Here is a 15255-nt window from a genome sequence, read left to right as displayed (position 1 = left end):
AAACGGGACTAAATAAAAAAAGGATTCTTTTTCAGATTGACGAAGATGCGATTTTCCTTCATCCCCATTCTAATCATGAAAAACCTCATCATACTCTGTTACATTTTGATTACAATGATTTTCTCTGCCTGTAAAGAGAAACAAAACTTAAAGATCGCCGGTTCCGAAACGATGAACGCAATGATGAGATACATCGGTTCCGAATACGAAAAAAACACCTCCGATATCAAAGTATCCGTAGAAGGAGGAGGTTCCGAGTCGGGAATCGATCGTTTGCGTAAAGGTGACATAGACATCGCAGTATCTTCCAGAGACTTGAACCAAAACGAATTCGATGATTTGAGAAAAACGGGAAACTTGGAAAAAATCAGAGTGGCTTACGATGGAGTAGCGCTTGTAGTGAATCCTGCAAACCCAGTCAAACAACTGCATCTAATACAAGTGTCCGAAATATTTTCTGGCAAAATCAAAAACTGGAAAGAGTTAGGCGGCAGCGACTCCCCGATTCAAATCGTAATTAGAAACGATAAATCCGGTACGCAGGATTATTTCGAAAATCACATCCTCAAAAGAAAAGATTTGGGAATCGACGAATTCGAAAAAAATAAATCAGCCGATTTCGTTTCCACTGCAAAGATCGTGAAAGACAATGCTGAGATGGCCGCTTTTATCGAAACAAACCCGTCTGCGATCGGTTATATGGGAATGGGAAGTGCCCTTGTGGATCACGGAGAAAAAATCAAATCTTTGGATTATGCAAGAACTGCGAAAGATCCTTCTGTAAGCCCTTCCGTAAGAAACGTTTACGATCGAAAGTATCGTTTGGCGAGAGAATTGTTCGCTATTTATAAAACGGATCAAGGGGATAAAATCGACGCTTTCATCAGTTTCCTTACCAGTGAAAAAGGTCAGTCCGCTGTTTTAAAAGCAGGTTATTTGAGAGCAAGTCTTCCTGAAGTGGAAGTTTCCTCAGAGCCTAACCAACATTAGTCTTATATAATTTGAATACGGTTGCGGGGGTTCCCACTCCCTTCAGCCGTGCGGAATGTTTTTCGATGGAATAACCGGAATCTTCCGCCTTCTCTTTCGTTCCGGGAGAATCCCAAACCGATTCTGAAATCCAAATTTCTCCCGAGTTGGCCAAACCTTGAACTCTGGCGGCAATGTTTACGGACTGTCCGAAATAATCCAATCTTTCGTCGTTGACCACTGCCAGCGCCGAACCTTCGTTCAATCCTACTTTGAGTCCGATTTCGTATCCTTCCGACTTCCAAGATTCGTTCATCTTTCTTATCTTTTCCAACATATCCAAAGAAGCCAAAAACCCTTCGATGGGAGTGGAGAAGGTTGCCATAATCGCATCTCCCATCGTTTTTACGATGGCTCCTTTGTAATCTCTTACGGTTTCCGTCAGAATATGGAAATGTTCTTGAACGAGTCTATAAGCGAAGATATCTCCCGCTTTGTCGTACATCTCCGTTGATCCTCTTAGGTCCGTGAACATGATGGTGAGGGATTTCACATTCAAATTCAGATCGGGAGAAAGTTTATGAATGCGGAACAATTCCCGAAACGACTGATTGTTGAGTAACATCTTTGCGGAAAGAAAAGGCAGTATCTTTGTAGGATGTTCTTTTACGATTTCCGTCAAACGTTCCGGATTAGGAGTCATGATTTGAATTCCTACTTTCCAGCGGGTTCTATTGTGAACGGAAAAATGATATTTTCCCGGCACCAAAGACTTGTTTTTCGGTTGGAACCCCGATTCCAAAAGATCCACCACTTGGTTTTTATCGGAAGTTCCTACGCTCGGATCTGCATGAAAAAAACAAGCGGTGTTTCTATCGATGGAAACGATCTGCAGGATTTTTCCCATATCCCCTTCCATGGTAAGTTCCCTATCGAATTCGAAAAATGCGTCCGGTTCCAAAACTTGAAAGTGTTTGATCATATTTGTGACCCAAGACTTAAGTTCTTCCGATTTATCGTAGTTATCCGAGAAATAGAAACGATAATAATTTTCTATGGAAAGGAACGGATCGATCGTAGTTTCCAAGAGGGAAGGATGGAGTTCGAAAGCGACTTCCACTTGGTCGTCCAATGCAGTAGGAATGATTAGGTTACAAGCCACACAATGAAAATCTTTTCTTTGAATTTCATCCAGTTTGTGATGTGTGTGAACGATTCCTCCGCAAAGAGGGCATAACATATTGTATGCGAAATTAAATAGTCCTACTTTGGCTCCGTGTACGAAAAAATCCAAACTTTCTTTTTCATCGATTCCGTTCTCTTTCGCAAATTGGATGGGATTGATTCGAAACAGTTTCCATTCGTCTGAATCTGCGATGAGCCTTTCCGCTTTTTGCAAAACTTTCGGATTTAATATGGGAAAGGTGGAAAGAGTGGAGAATTTTTGACGGAGGATTGCATTCTTCATGTATGAGTCTCTTAACGATCTGCCTCTTCCAAAGAGCCTACGAAAGGAAGATTTCTATACATCCCTGCATAATCCAATCCGTATCCTACTAAAAAATCATCCTGAATGTCAAAGCCTGGATAATGAACCGTAAGATTCGGATTCGCTTTTTCTTTTTTCCAAAATAAAGCGGCGATTCTCAATTCCTTAGGTTCTTGTTTTTGAAGATCCTTCACTAAAAATTCGAGAGTTCTTCCCGTATCGACGATATCTTCTACGATGAGAACGTGTTTTCCTTTGATGGATCGTTTTAGAGTTTTTGTATATACTATATTGCTATCGGAAGAAGTGGAATCTCCGTAGGAGGAGGCCCCTATAAAATCGACTTCATGAGGGATCGCTATGCTTCTGCATAAGTCTGCGGTAAAAATAAATCCCCCGTTGAGAACTCCTATGAGAACCAGATCCTTTCCTAAAAAGTCTCTGGAAATCTCTCTGCCCAACTCGTCGACTCTTGCGTGAATTCTTTCTTCCGAATACAAAGCTTTCATTCTTTACCAAGCCTGCCTGGAATCCAAAAAACATTCAACAAACAACTTCCCCAAGTTAATTCTTTCCAGGAATCTTTGTCGCATGTTAGACCTAAAAAACTGGCGGTAGGGAATTTATGAAAACGAGAAGGATCGGGTGCTCCATACAATGCCGCATTCGCAAAACTTTCCAAACCAGGATTATGACCTACGATCATTACGGAACGTACGGAATCGGGAACTCCGTGAAGTAAAAATAGAAGATCATCTTCTTCCGCTTCATAGATTGCTTCTTTAAAATCGGGTTTGGGCAGTCGCAGGATTTCTTTTCTCAGAGCCTGGTAGGTTCTTTTCGTTCTCTCCGCAGGAGAGACGAATGCCAGATCTACATCGATTTCATAGTCGTGCAGAAACGAACGAAGCGCCTTCGTTTGCTTTTTTCCCCTTTCGGCCAAACCTCTTTCCTCATCCGTTTGGTACGGTTCGTCCCATTCCGATTTGGCATGCCTGAGCAGATAGATGTGTTTCATAGATCAATCTTATCTTTATAGGGCAGATAAGATGTGACTAGAAAGCTATTTTTGTATTTCTTTTTCGTATTTGGAAATGAGTTCGTTATTGTTTTTGCAGGAAAACTTGGTTCTCATTTGATTCAAATGGTACTCTACCGTTTTTCTGGATTTTTGAATTTTATCGGCCACCTCGTTTTGAGAAAGTCCCTGTACGAGAAGGTTTAAAATTTCTACTTGGAATGGGGAAAAGGGAAGGGTCTCTTTGCTGACTCCGTCCGAAATGTATTTTTCTCCTCTCATCACTGTCTGAATGACGGAAGGCAGATGGGAAATAGGATCGGATTTCAGCATATATCCGTCCACTTTGGACTTAATTGCTTCTTCTACATACACTCTGCTTCCATGAAGAGAAAAGATAATTACCTTCATTTTCGGGTATTTTTCTTTTACTTCCTTGAGGACATCCAGACCGCTTCTATCCGGTAAATCGATGTCTAAAATCAATAAATCTGCAGCGTTCGCTTGTAAAAACAAAAATAGCTCGTTTGCTGTTCGAAATTCTCCCGCAATTGGGAAGAAAGGATTGGATTTCAGAACAGCTATGATTCCTTCTGTTACAACGGAATGGTCTTCAAGAATTGTAATTTTGATTGGTTCCACGTGCGCTTCTAAATGAGATTTATGAATCAACGTATAAGACGATATAGCCGATGGAAAGCTATTTTTAACACTGATCGCTTCTTTCTACTATTTTCCGTACTATTTGTCGTTTCCTGCGGGTATACAGAAACGCAACCCCTGGCTCAAAAGGGATTTTTGGATGCTGAAAATTGGAACATATCCAAGGACCGCCTGGAATTGAGGGGAGATTGGAGATTCTTTTGGAAACAATTCCTGGACCCGAAAGAGGAAGATCCTTCTTCCGTGGTATTTGCTACGTCTTCCAATCATTGGACCAAAATCGTTTTAGACGGAGAGAACCTTCCCAGCTTCGGATGGGCAACTTACCGGCTGGATCTCAAACTTCCCGATACGAAAGAAGATTTGGCTCTGGCCGTTCCCGTGCTTCATACCGCCTATCGTTTGTACATTGATGGAGAACTGATCCATGAAAACGGAAAAGTGGCAGAAGATCCTTCTTTGCACAAACCTTCCTATCATACTCATATTTTTCCTTTAAAAAGAAAAAATCAAATCATCCAGATTCAAATTCATATCTCCAATTATACGCATCGCATTGCAGGGATGAAGGAACTGATTCGTGTAGGAAGCATTTCAGGGATGTATCAAGATGCTTCCAATACTTTGGTTTCGGATTGGTTCATCATCATACTGCTTGTGATTTTGGCAGTGTATCATTTCGGGATCTATTGGCTTCGTAAAGCGGAGATCGCATCCTTCTATTTGGGTCTTCTTTATTTGGGAATCGTGATGATGCTCTTTACTCTGACCGAATCCAGAATTTTATTCAATGCTTTCTCGGACGAATGGTGCGTTCCTCTCATTCGTTTCTCCAAGTTTTGGCTTCCGATCAATTTGTACACAGGAGGAAGTGTTCTTTATCATCTTTTTCTCTCCAGAAAACTGCATTGGATTTTGAACATCCTCATCGGTTATGCAAGTATTGCGGCCATCATAACAATATTCTTTCCCATCGCTTATACTGTCGGTATTTCCCATTATTTGGAGATGGTTTCCGTCTTCTTTATGTTTATCGGTGTTTGTTTTTCTTTGTATGCGGTCGCGACAAAACAAAAGAACAGCGTTTTATATCTCTTCAGTTTTTTGGCCGCCTGCGGCGGCGCTACTTTCGATCTGCTTTATTTTGCGAATTATATCCCCGGCTTACGACCCGCAGGTGCTTATTCGCTTGTTCCTTTTCTGATCCCTCAAACCATCATCCTCACTCGCTCCATCATTCATATCTTCAGAAGAGAGGAAGATATTTCCAGAGAACTCATTCGCAGTAAGGAAGATTTGGAAGAGAAGGTGAAGGAAAGAACTTCCGAATTGGAAAAGGCGAATCGTTGGAAGGCGAACTTCGTTTCTTTGATCTCCCACGATCTAAGATCTCCTTTGAACGGAGTGAACCAGATTTTGGATGTGGTTCGTTTCAATTTCGAATCCATGCCGGATATGGAGAAAAAAAGGTTTTTGCATTTATGTAAGGAAGGAATTCAAAACTCTCTTAGAATGCTAAAGCAGTTGTTAGATGTGAGCCGGTTCGATTCCGAAGGGATTCGTCTGCAGCAGACACAGTTTTCCATTCAAAATCTTTTGAGCGATGTATTTCACGCCATAGAGCCCATCGCCGCAGTGAAAGACATTCAAATCAATTTTAAGCTTAGTCACGATGTTTCCTTAATTGCAGACAGAGCTCTTCTCGAAGAAGTCTTTAAAAATCTTCTGACCAATTCCATCAAATATTCCCATCCCAAATCCAAGATCGATGTGGTACAAACCGTCAAAGGAGATTGGATCTCCGTAGAAGTCAGGGACTACGGAATCGGAATGGACGAGGAACAAATTTCAAAAGTGTTAGGTGATGCCGCTTCCAAAAGCCATCCGGGAACTCACGGAGAGCTGGGAACCGGACTCGGTTTGAAACTTTGTCAGAATATTTTGGAAGCCCATTTCAGCAAACTTAGAGTTAAAAGTGAGTTAGGTGCCGGTTCCAGATTCGAAGTGATGTTGTCCAACAGCACCAAATCCATTCTGCTTGTGGATGATTCGGACAGTTTCCGTGCCGAATTGGCGGAGGAACTGCGTCGTAATAAATGGATCGTGATCGAAGCGAGAAACGGAGAAGAGGCTTTGGATCATTTGAGCCGCATTCTTCCCGCTATCATCGTTACGGACAAGGAGATGCCGATTATGGACGGAGTTTCTTTTTTACACGAATGGGAAGGCAGAAAAGGAAGCAGTAAAATCCCTGTTATTTTGGTTAGTTCTGCGGCTCCTTTTTCAGGAGGGAAAAAATTTCTGGAGGAAGAGGGGATCGCGGGTTATGCGGAGATGTATGTTTCCAAGCTGTTCCGTAAAGAACAGCTCGTGGAATTGATCGAATCCGTTTTGAAGTGATCCAACTTACGCCAGGGAGATTCTTTCGAAATGGTTTTTGATATGAAGAGTGTGAGCCGTGTCGAATTCTTCTTTATCTAACTGACCATAGGCGAAATGAGGTTTTAAATCTTTCGATTCCGTTTTTTGAAACAAATCGATGTATTTTTGTAAGGTTTGGATTCCCGCTTTCCCTTCTATGGAATTGGAAATGTCGTAAGCTCCAGGAATGGGATCTTCCAATCCGTGGCTCATTTTTCCTCTGAGAGAAAAAACGGAAAATGCTACGGAACCCACAGTGCCTCGAAACACCGCAGACTTCATATCGGGAAAACCGTTTAACGAATATTCAATGCTTTGCGCACAGTGAGTGAATACTTTTCCGAGAGACCATTCTCCTTGGATCTTCAATGTTACCTTTCCCGATTCGCAGGCAGTTAGGAACTCGGAAACATCTTTTAGGTTTTGCAAAGATTTTAATTTTTCGTTCAATTCTTCATTCGAGGAGAACATAGGTTGTGCCTTTGCAACAACGGGAAATAAGAGAGCAAAACTTGCTCCCAGTTTGGTTAAAAAGTCGGATCGTTTCATCAGTCTTCAAATTTTCCTTTTAAAACTACAGGTTTTTCCGAGTTGTCTCTCAGTTTCATATTCAAGAATTCCACAATCACGGAAAAGGCCATAGCGAAATAGATGTATCCTTTAGGAATATGAAAGTCCCAACCTTCTCCGAGTAGAGCAAGTCCGATCAGAATCAAAAAGCTGAGTGCCAATATTTTGATGGTAGGGTGGCGATCTACGAAGTCCGAGATCTTTCCGCTGGCAAGAAGCATAAAACCGACAGAGATCACGACCGCAGCGATCATGATTCCCAATTGGTCCGTCATTCCTACCGCAGTGATGACGGAATCCAAAGAGAACACTATGTCCAAAATCATAATCTGAATGATGACTTTTGTGAAGGAAACTTTTTTACCTGGGTTTTCCAGTGTGTCCGATTCTCCTTCCAGTTTATGATGAATCTCAGTAGTGGATTTTGCGATGAGGAAAAGACCGCCTAATATAAGGATTAAATCTCTTCCGCTGACTTCATGACCTAGAACGGAAAACAAAGGAAAAGTCAGTTTCATAATCAAAGAAAGGGAAAACAAAAGCAGGATTCGGGTAACCATTGCTAGTATGAGTCCGATTTGTCTCGCATTCTTTTGTTTGGTTTTGGGAAGTCGGGAAGATAGGATGGAAATGAAGATGATATTATCGATTCCCAGAACAATTTCCAAACCTGTCAAAGTGAAAAGAGCGGCCCAAACGGAGGGATCGGTGATGAGTGCAACCATGGTGGTATCCTTTGACCGCAAATATCGGAAATCGGATTACAAAATCCACTCAAAAATCGGAAGAGGGGAAAAACCCAACTGCATCCCAATGAGAACAGGGAAGGGTATCTTTGATTTTTAAGTTCCAAACTTTATCTTTTTTGTCCGCCACCGCCCAGGAAAAAAATTTCGGTTCCAAGGAAGTTAAATCTTTCTCCCAGTTTCGATTGTGCACCCAAGGATAATAAATTCCGTCCGGAGTAAAGGGAACGAGTCGGATCGGTTCTTTCGAAAACGCATAACTGAATTTGACAGGCCAGTAGTAGGAAGCACCCGGAAGTTTTCCCCATTTTTCCCAGGCAAGCGAGATGCATTCTAATCTTTCTTTTCTCATTTCTTTTCCCGTTTGAATGAAGTTTTGCGTTACCGGATCCGGAAAGTAACGATGGGAAGGGAGCAGAATTCCTATCAATAGAATCCAAGAGAAAGCCCAATAGACGGGTTTGAGCCGTTTTAAAAGGGAAAAGAACAAAACGAAACAAGCAAGTGGAAGCGCATATATGTATCTCGCATTGAATTCGATACTAACAAGGATTAGAAAAACTAAACTCAACAAAGGAACGATGCAGAAATACAATAGTTCCGGGCGATTGGATTTTTTTTCTTCCTTTCGGGAGAGATGCAGATTCCTGAAAAACGAAACCAGAAATAGAAAAGATAAAATCAGATATGCCGGAAAAAAATATTTATAAAGAGGCAGATCCGTTTTTTGCGAGAAGAGAAGATTGATTTTAGAAAAAGGATCTAATCGAAGTTCGTTGATTCCTTTCAAAATCAAATCTTTTGCGGGAAATTGCCGAGGAAGATACACTAAAAATCCGTATTTTTGAAAGGAAACAAAGATGAGTTTGTAAATTAAAAATCCGAAGAGGAGCGATGCTGCGATTTTAGCGAAGGTGTGTTTTCCCGAAAACAGAAAGAATGCAAGAAGGATCAAACCGGAATGAACCAAAAACCAAAGTTCTGAAAAAAGAGAAAGCCCCAGAAGGGAACCGAAAAGAGCTACGAACCAAAATCGGTTCATTTTGTCCTTTTTCAGAAGAACCAAAAAACAAAAGACAAGAAAGAATTCAGTAGCATGGAATGTGGGAAGATAAAACTGCCCCCAGGAATCGGGGAACATTTCACCTAATTTCAAAAAGGCGATCGATCCCGTTAAGGAAAGAAATTTACTGAGCCCGAAAATATTTAGAAAATAAGAAGTAGTGACAAAAACGAAAAAAGCGAAAGAGGCATGTAAAACCAAAACATCCGAAGTAAAGTAATAACCTGCGATGAAAAAAAGAACATCCGGAAAAAAACAATTGGAAGGAGGAAAGGTCCATCCGGAAAGAATTTCGGGAGAGGTCCAAAATTCTTTCGCAAACAGATAGGGATACAAAGCGTCGCTGTTGGTAACGACTCCGAAATGATACGATTCTATCTTTTCCCAGGAGGGATAGAGTAGATAAAAAATTAGAAAATGAATCAGTAGGCGGAATAAGAATCTCATCCCACTCCTAATAACTCACACACTTCTTTTCAAAAATTCTAAAACGTTCCGGAAGATCCAAAGAGACATCGATTTGTTTTCCGGGAACAAAAGGATGAGGGAATACGATTCTTCCTGCGAATAAAAGCAGACCGAATTGCGCATAATCTTTCGCCGAACGAGAGTATAGGCTGTCTCCTACGACAGGACAACCTAATTTTTGTAAGTGGACTCTGATTTGATGAGTCCGTCCTGTTTCGATCCCTACCGTCAGAAAGGAATATTTTCTTCCTGTTTGGGTTTGGATGATTTTTTCCGTTTTATAATTCGTGATCGCATCTCTTCCGTCTTCACGGACACACATTTTGATTCGATCTACGGGATGGCGTCCAATAGGAAGACGGATTTTTCCTTCCGCTTCTACGGGAGCTTGCAGAACCCAAGCATAGTAAGTTTTGTCCACTAATCTGTCTTGGAAAAGTTTGGACAAGGAAGCATGCGCCCTGTCTGATTTTGCGATGACCAAAACTCCTTCCGTGGGTTTATCTAACCTGTGTACGATGCCGGGTCTTCTTTCTCCTCCTACGGAAGAAAGTGATTTGAATTGATGGAGCAGTCCGTTGACCAGAGAAGGTTGGTCGTCCCCCGGACCGCTGTGGCAGGCGATCCCGGGTTTTTTATGGATGATCATAAATTCCTCTTCTTCGTAAAGAATAGGGATATCCATAGGAATTGGTTCTAAGCGAGAAGCTGCTTTGGAGACGATTTGAACGGAATATCTTTCGTCTTTGGAAACTCTATGTCCGTTTTTACTGATGGTTTCTTGTGTAGAGGCATTGCTGACAAACCCGGAGTCGATCCATTTTTGGACTGTAGAACGGGATAAATCTTCTCCTGCATTCTCTTTGAGAAAGACATCGATACGGGATTGGTCGTATTCTTCTGAAACGGTTACAAATATTTGCATTTTCGGTTGTTATCTAATGAAAAGAACTAAACTATGGACTCTGAAAGGTAGGTCAACTGATGAAAAAAGGAATTTTTACTCTTATCCTCATCGCTGGTATTTCGCTCGCTTATTCCAATTGTTCTTCTGCAGAACCTAAGCAAGAAGCGCAGCCAGAAAATACATCCACTGCATCCAATTCTACAAACACTGTCTCTTCTCGCGACATGAATTTGGTTCTTTTGGATGAAATCAACACGGCATTAAAAGATTATCGTTATCCGGACGGAGTGAGAAGAAGAGGGTTCAGCTACAAACAAGCGGACGTTCTGAAAGAAGACTTCGGAACTTGGGCAAAAGATAACATTGCTTATATCAAAGAAGCTCTAGGAAAACTTCCTGAAGATTACCTTCTCCAAATCATCGGTCACGCGGATGCATCCGGACCGGAAGAAGCGGAAGGCGGTAAAAAAGGAAACGGATATTACTCACAAATCCGTGCCGATGCAGTGAAAGATGCGTTGGTAAAACAAGGTATTCCTGCTTCCAGAATCAGCACAAAAGCAGCAGGTTCTTCTGCACCGATTTCCGGTTTTGCAGAGAACGACGGAATCAACCGCCGAGTGACTTTCCAAGTTATCTCTAAATAAGATTTCCCTCCTAAGCACTGTCCGCGTAACAATTCTGTTGCGACGGGCGGGCTTTTCTTCTCTTTCCAAAAATATTTCTTTCGGTTTTAAAATTCGGGCAAACTCTATTCACCTAACGGTTCATAGAGCCGGGCTTTCCGCTCCAATCTGCGGGAGCTTTGCTCCCGCAGGATTTTCGCTGCAATCCCTTTTGCGAATGGGTGTTAAAGATCTGAAAGAATTAAAAGTGCCTCCATCAAATAAACTTCATTCTCTTGCAGGTGATAGAAAAGGTCAATATTGCGATCAATGACCAGTGGCGAATTTGTTTTCGATTTTTAGAGGGAAACGCTTTAGATGTCGAGATTATCGATTATCATTAAATAAGGAGTAAGTTTATGAAGAAAGATGTTTTTATCAATGTTCATCCCGGTGAGATTCTTGCAGAAGAATTTCTCACTCCTTTAGAAATTTCCGCATATCGCCTAGCAAAAGAAACTGGAATTCCTGAATCAAATATATCTGAAATCATTAATGGGAAAAGAAGCATTACTGCTGCGATTTCTATTAAATTGGGAAAATTCTTTGAGTTAAATCCTCTCTTTTGGATCGGGCTTCAAAACGATTTTGACATTAGGTTGGAAGAACATAAGTTGAAGGCAAAAATTAAAGAAATCAAAAAGAAAGAGCATAAACAAAAGAAAACTAAATCCGTAGCTTAAATATAAAAACAGAAAAGATGAACCAAAGATTTCATTTCAATCCCTTTTGCGAATTCAATACGGAGGATTGAGAATCTGATTCATTGCATTGAGTTTAATTCAAAATACTCTTGAGTTAATGATTTGACAGTTATATCGGATCGGGTCAATATACAGGTATCCGATATGAATGTCAAACTACTGAAAAGTATTGAGGGTAAAAAAAGGGAACTCGATCGATTGAGACCACTTCCTAAGGCAATTGTAGATAAACTTAGGGAACAATTTTATTTAGAATGGACCTACAATTCAAATGCCATTGAAGGAAATACTCTTAGTTTACAGGAAACAGATCTAGTTTTAAGACAAGGGATCACTATTGGAAATAAGAGCCTTAGAGAACATTTCGAAGTCATCAATCACAAAGAAGGAATCGATTCTATCGAAAAAGTGATCAAAAAAAAGACTTCCCTTTCTTTAAACTTAATTCGTGAAATTCATGGTATCATTTTAAAGAACATCGATGATGAGGAAGCTGGCGTTTTTAGAAGAACTAATGTTCGTATCACGGGAGCTTCACATATCCCTCCGAGTTCTGCTAAAGTTTATAACTTAATTGAAGAATTAATTCAATGGTATTTTCATAATTATAAAAAATTATCTATTCCGGAACTTGCTGCTTGGTTTCATTATAAGCTTGTTTTTATTCATCCATTTATTGATGGAAATGGCAGAACTGCTCGTTTATTTATGAATTTAATTTTAATGCAAGAAGGATACCCGCCAGCAGTCATTCTTCATCTTGATAGAAAAAAATATTATAGAGTTCTCAGGGAAGCGGATAATGGGAAAACTTCCGGTTTTCTTGATTTTGTAGGTAAGTCCATTGAAAGATCTTTAATCATTTATTTGAATTCACTCAAACCGGATTCATCGCAAAACAAACAGGGCTACATTACTTTAAAAGAAGCTACGAAACACTGTGACTATTCTTTAGAGTATCTTTCTCTACTTGCTCGGACCGGTAAACTTTCCTCCGTCAAATTTGAAAGAAATTGGATGACTACCATTCAGGCGATTGAAACTTACCTGGACGAAGTGAATCTCAAAAAAAATAAATAGGAGAATTAAATCGTGAGCCAAAGGTTCCAACATTGGTCCCCTATGCATATAGGGATTCTCATCTTAACATTTTCTTCTATACTGCTGTTTACTTACATAGGAAGAAAAAACAAAGGAAAACCGATTCAGAAAAAGATAGGATATTGGATCGGGGCCGCTTTGCTTTTGAACTATATCGCTTATGTAATTTACAGGATAGATTCAGGTTACTGGGAAATCAGATACGATCTGCCTATGGAATTCTGCAATTGGTCTATGATTGTTACCGCTTTGGCACTTTTTACCGGGAGCAGGCTGTTTGCAGAACTTTCCTATTTTTGGGTAATGGCCGGTTCCATCAACGGAGTCATCACTCCCGATTTACAAGTCTCCTATCCTCATATTTATTTTTTCATCTTCTTCATCGCTCATTCAGGATTGGTTTTAGGATCTTTGTACATCGTATTCGGATTGCAGCTTTATCCTAGAAAATGGGCCGTTGCCAGAGCAGTCATCTATGCGCAAATTTATTTCATCATCGCATTCCTAGTCAATTCTATATTAGGTGGGAACTACGGATATACCATGAACAAACCGAATGCCGCTTCTTTGATGGATCACTTCGGTCCATGGCCTTATTATCTTTTGGTATTGCAGGTTTTGGGCGTCTTCGTATTCACTTTATTGTACTTACCTTTTTATTTTCAAAACAGAAAGGAGGATGCAAAGTTTTCGCTCAAATAACTTCCGTAAATCTTGACTCACAATCAGACTTTATGTGATAACAAGAAAATGAAAAAAATCATCTTAGATCTAGCAGCAACCTTAGACGGATTCATTGAAGGCCCGAACGGAGAAATCGATTGGTGCATCATGGACGACGATATGAACTTCGACGGTTTTTTATCTACCATTGACACGATATTCTACGGAAGAGTCAGTTATGATGCATGGGGAAATTTTCAACCGGATGCAAACGCCAGCCCGGCAGAACAGTCGTTATGGAAAGGAGTCCATTCCAAGAAAAAATATGTTTTCTCCGGTCAAGACAGGCAGGACGAAAATGCAACCTTCATAACTTCCGACATACAAAACCATATAACAGAGATTAAAAAACAAGAGGGAAAAGATATTTGGCTTTATGGTGGAGCCAGCTTAATCAAAACCTTTATCCATTTGGGTCTGATCGACACCTATAGAATTTCAGTACACCCGATCGCTTTAGGAAGCGGAAAACCTTTATTCGAAGATTTAAAACAGCCGTTGGGATTGAAACTGGCCAAAACCAATGTTTTCAGATCCGGGGTTGTGCAATTGATCTACGAAGTGTAAGCGAAACAGGGCAAAACATGTTTCGCCGTTAAGCATTTGATTCCAGCGAAGTACCTGGTCGTGGCCAGGAAATGATTTTTTCTAAAAAAAAGATGCGAGGCGCCCTCCAAAACGAGAAAAGATTTGTCTAAATAGTTACAAATTACAAAATAAATAATATGTAACTTTTGGAGGTTCCATATGGGTCAGTTAGATAAAATCAGTTTGGGGAAAGGAGGTCCTCTTGTCTCTCGATACGGATTGGGTTGCATGGGTATGTCCGATTTTTACGGATCGAAAGAGACCAGAGACGATGAGGAAAGTGTGGCCACGATTCATGCCGCTTTGGAAGCAGGGATCAACTTTTTCAATACTGGAGATTTTTACGGGATGGGGCATAACGAACTTCTATTGAGAGAAGCGATCAAAGGAAAGAGGGATCAGTTTTTTATCAGCGTGAAATTCGGTGCCATTCGTACGCATAAGGGAGAATTTTTAGGTTATGATCTTCGTCCTCAGGCGGTAAAAAACTTTGTGACTTACTCCTTACAAAGATTAGGCACGGACTACATCGATTTGTATCAGCCTTCCCGCCCGGATCCGAATGTTCCCATCGAAGAGACCGTAGGTGCTATCTCCGAATTGATCCAGGACGGTAAAGTGCGTTTTCTGGGACTTTCCGAAACTTCTTCCGATTTGATTCGAAGGGCTCATAAAGTGCATCCTGTTTCCGCTTTAGAGATCGAATACTCCCTAGCTACAAGAATTGCGGAAACAAAAATTCTTCCTACTCTGAGAGAACTGGGAATCGCACTTGTTGCTTACGGTGCTTTGTCGAGAGGTCTTTTGTCAGGAACAATAAATGGAAGTTTGGCGGCAGGAGATTTTCGTTCTTTTTCCCCTCGTTTCTCTTCCGACAATCTAACAAAGAATAACGAAGTTGTTTCCGTATTGAAAAGATTTGCGGATCGAAAAGGGGCAACTCCTTCTCAGATAGCTCTTGCTTGGGTCGCAGGTCAGGGAGATGATATTTTGACTTTGATCGGCACTTCCAAAAGATCCCGATTAGCGGAGAATCTAAAGGCTGCGGAGATTCGTTTGAGTGCGGAAGAGTTGACAGAGCTTGCTTCCATTTTTCACGAAAATGCGATTTCGGGAGAAAGATATCCTTCACAGGGAATGGCTCATGTAGTTCATTGAAG

Annotated in this window: 16 protein-coding genes and 1 pseudogene; 9 read left to right on the top strand and 8 right to left on the bottom strand. The window is 40.8% G+C overall.

The features are described from left to right. The first annotated feature begins 45 nt into the window (after nt 1-45). Nucleotides 46-990, top strand: a complete 945-nt coding sequence (locus EHS15_RS06955; protein WP_246051925.1) for a phosphate ABC transporter substrate-binding protein — start codon at nt 46-48, stop codon at nt 988-990. Here the strand turns inward: EHS15_RS06955 and EHS15_RS06950 are convergent. Genes EHS15_RS06950 through EHS15_RS06935 form a run of 4 tightly spaced genes read right to left on the bottom strand, consistent with a single transcriptional unit; the run spans nt 977 to nt 4118 of the window. Then, nucleotides 977-2437, bottom strand: a complete 1461-nt coding sequence (locus EHS15_RS06950) for an adenylate/guanylate cyclase domain-containing protein (protein WP_135759836.1) — start codon at nt 2435-2437, stop codon at nt 977-979. The genes EHS15_RS06955 and EHS15_RS06950 overlap by 14 nt on opposite strands. Before the next feature lie 11 nt (nt 2438-2448). Continuing rightward, the gene (gene hpt / locus EHS15_RS06945; RefSeq protein ID WP_135759835.1) at nt 2449-2967 is read right to left on the bottom strand and encodes a hypoxanthine phosphoribosyltransferase; all 519 of its coding nucleotides are present in this window, start codon (nt 2965-2967) and stop codon (nt 2449-2451) included. After that, on the bottom strand, nt 2964-3476 hold the full coding sequence (locus EHS15_RS06940) for a SixA phosphatase family protein (protein WP_135759834.1): 513 nt from the start codon (nt 3474-3476) through the stop codon (nt 2964-2966). The genes hpt and EHS15_RS06940 overlap by 4 nt, the downstream gene beginning before the upstream one ends. Nucleotides 3477-3521: 45 nt before the next feature. Continuing rightward, complete coding sequence (locus tag EHS15_RS06935) at nt 3522-4118, bottom strand: response regulator (protein WP_135759833.1); 597 nt, start codon at nt 4116-4118, stop codon at nt 3522-3524. A 156-nt stretch (nt 4119-4274) separates the two neighbouring features. Here EHS15_RS06935 and EHS15_RS06930 point away from each other — a divergent pair, with 156 nt between their 5' ends. Next, complete coding sequence (locus tag EHS15_RS06930) at nt 4275-6539, top strand: hybrid sensor histidine kinase/response regulator (RefSeq protein ID WP_167884178.1); 2265 nt, start codon at nt 4275-4277, stop codon at nt 6537-6539. 6 nt (nt 6540-6545) lie between these two features. On the opposite strand, the gene EHS15_RS06925 is transcribed toward EHS15_RS06930, so the two are convergent. Genes EHS15_RS06925 through EHS15_RS06910 form a run of 4 tightly spaced genes read right to left on the bottom strand, consistent with a single transcriptional unit; the run spans nt 6546 to nt 10332 of the window. Beyond that, nucleotides 6546-7109: a DUF1569 domain-containing protein gene (locus EHS15_RS06925; RefSeq protein WP_135759831.1), complete on the bottom strand. Its 564-nt coding sequence runs from the start codon at nt 7107-7109 to the stop codon at nt 6546-6548. Next, entirely contained in the window at nt 7109-7855 is a 747-nt protein-coding gene (locus EHS15_RS06920; RefSeq protein ID WP_135759830.1) for a TerC family protein, read from the bottom strand. The genes EHS15_RS06925 and EHS15_RS06920 overlap by 1 nt, the downstream gene beginning before the upstream one ends. Before the next feature lie 49 nt (nt 7856-7904). Then, nucleotides 7905-9386 carry a hypothetical protein gene (locus EHS15_RS06915; RefSeq protein ID WP_135759829.1) on the bottom strand — a complete coding sequence of 494 codons (1482 nt, stop codon included), beginning with the start codon at nt 9384-9386 and terminating at the stop codon, nt 7905-7907. 7 nt (nt 9387-9393) lie between these two features. Next, nucleotides 9394-10332, bottom strand: a complete 939-nt coding sequence (locus EHS15_RS06910) for an RluA family pseudouridine synthase (RefSeq protein ID WP_135759828.1) — start codon at nt 10330-10332, stop codon at nt 9394-9396. 59 nt (nt 10333-10391) lie between these two features. On the opposite strand from EHS15_RS06910, the gene loa22 reads away from it, so the two are divergent. The 7 genes and pseudogenes from loa22 (at nt 10392) to EHS15_RS06880 (ending at nt 15253) form a co-directional block, all read left to right on the top strand. Beyond that, nucleotides 10392-10961: an OmpA family outer membrane lipoprotein Loa22 gene (loa22, locus tag EHS15_RS06905; RefSeq protein WP_135759827.1), complete on the top strand. Its 570-nt coding sequence runs from the start codon at nt 10392-10394 to the stop codon at nt 10959-10961. A 202-nt stretch (nt 10962-11163) separates the two neighbouring features. Further along, nucleotides 11164-11323: pseudogene (locus tag EHS15_RS19330) on the top strand (type II toxin-antitoxin system RelE/ParE family toxin); the annotation flags it as partial. A 15-nt stretch (nt 11324-11338) separates the two neighbouring features. Continuing rightward, a complete protein-coding gene (locus EHS15_RS06900) occupies nt 11339-11662 on the top strand; it encodes a HigA family addiction module antitoxin (RefSeq protein ID WP_135759826.1) in 324 nt (107 codons plus the stop codon). 165 nt (nt 11663-11827) lie between these two features. Beyond that, the gene (locus EHS15_RS06895; protein WP_135759825.1) at nt 11828-12763 is read left to right on the top strand and encodes a Fic family protein; all 936 of its coding nucleotides are present in this window, start codon (nt 11828-11830) and stop codon (nt 12761-12763) included. Between the two features lie 12 nt (nt 12764-12775). Next, on the top strand, nt 12776-13486 hold the full coding sequence (locus EHS15_RS06890) for a YwaF family protein (protein ID WP_135759824.1): 711 nt from the start codon (nt 12776-12778) through the stop codon (nt 13484-13486). Between the two features lie 48 nt (nt 13487-13534). Next, entirely contained in the window at nt 13535-14074 is a 540-nt protein-coding gene (locus EHS15_RS06885; protein ID WP_135759823.1) for a dihydrofolate reductase family protein, read from the top strand. A gap of 180 nt (nt 14075-14254) precedes the next feature. After that, nucleotides 14255-15253: an aldo/keto reductase gene (locus EHS15_RS06880; RefSeq protein ID WP_135759822.1), complete on the top strand. Its 999-nt coding sequence runs from the start codon at nt 14255-14257 to the stop codon at nt 15251-15253. Nucleotides 15254-15255: the final 2 nt, after the last annotated feature.

Source organism: Leptospira idonii, assembly GCF_004770995.1.
GTDB lineage: Bacteria > Spirochaetota > Leptospiria > Leptospirales > Leptospiraceae > Leptospira_A > Leptospira_A idonii.
This window is presented reverse-complemented; position numbering and strand designations above follow the sequence as displayed.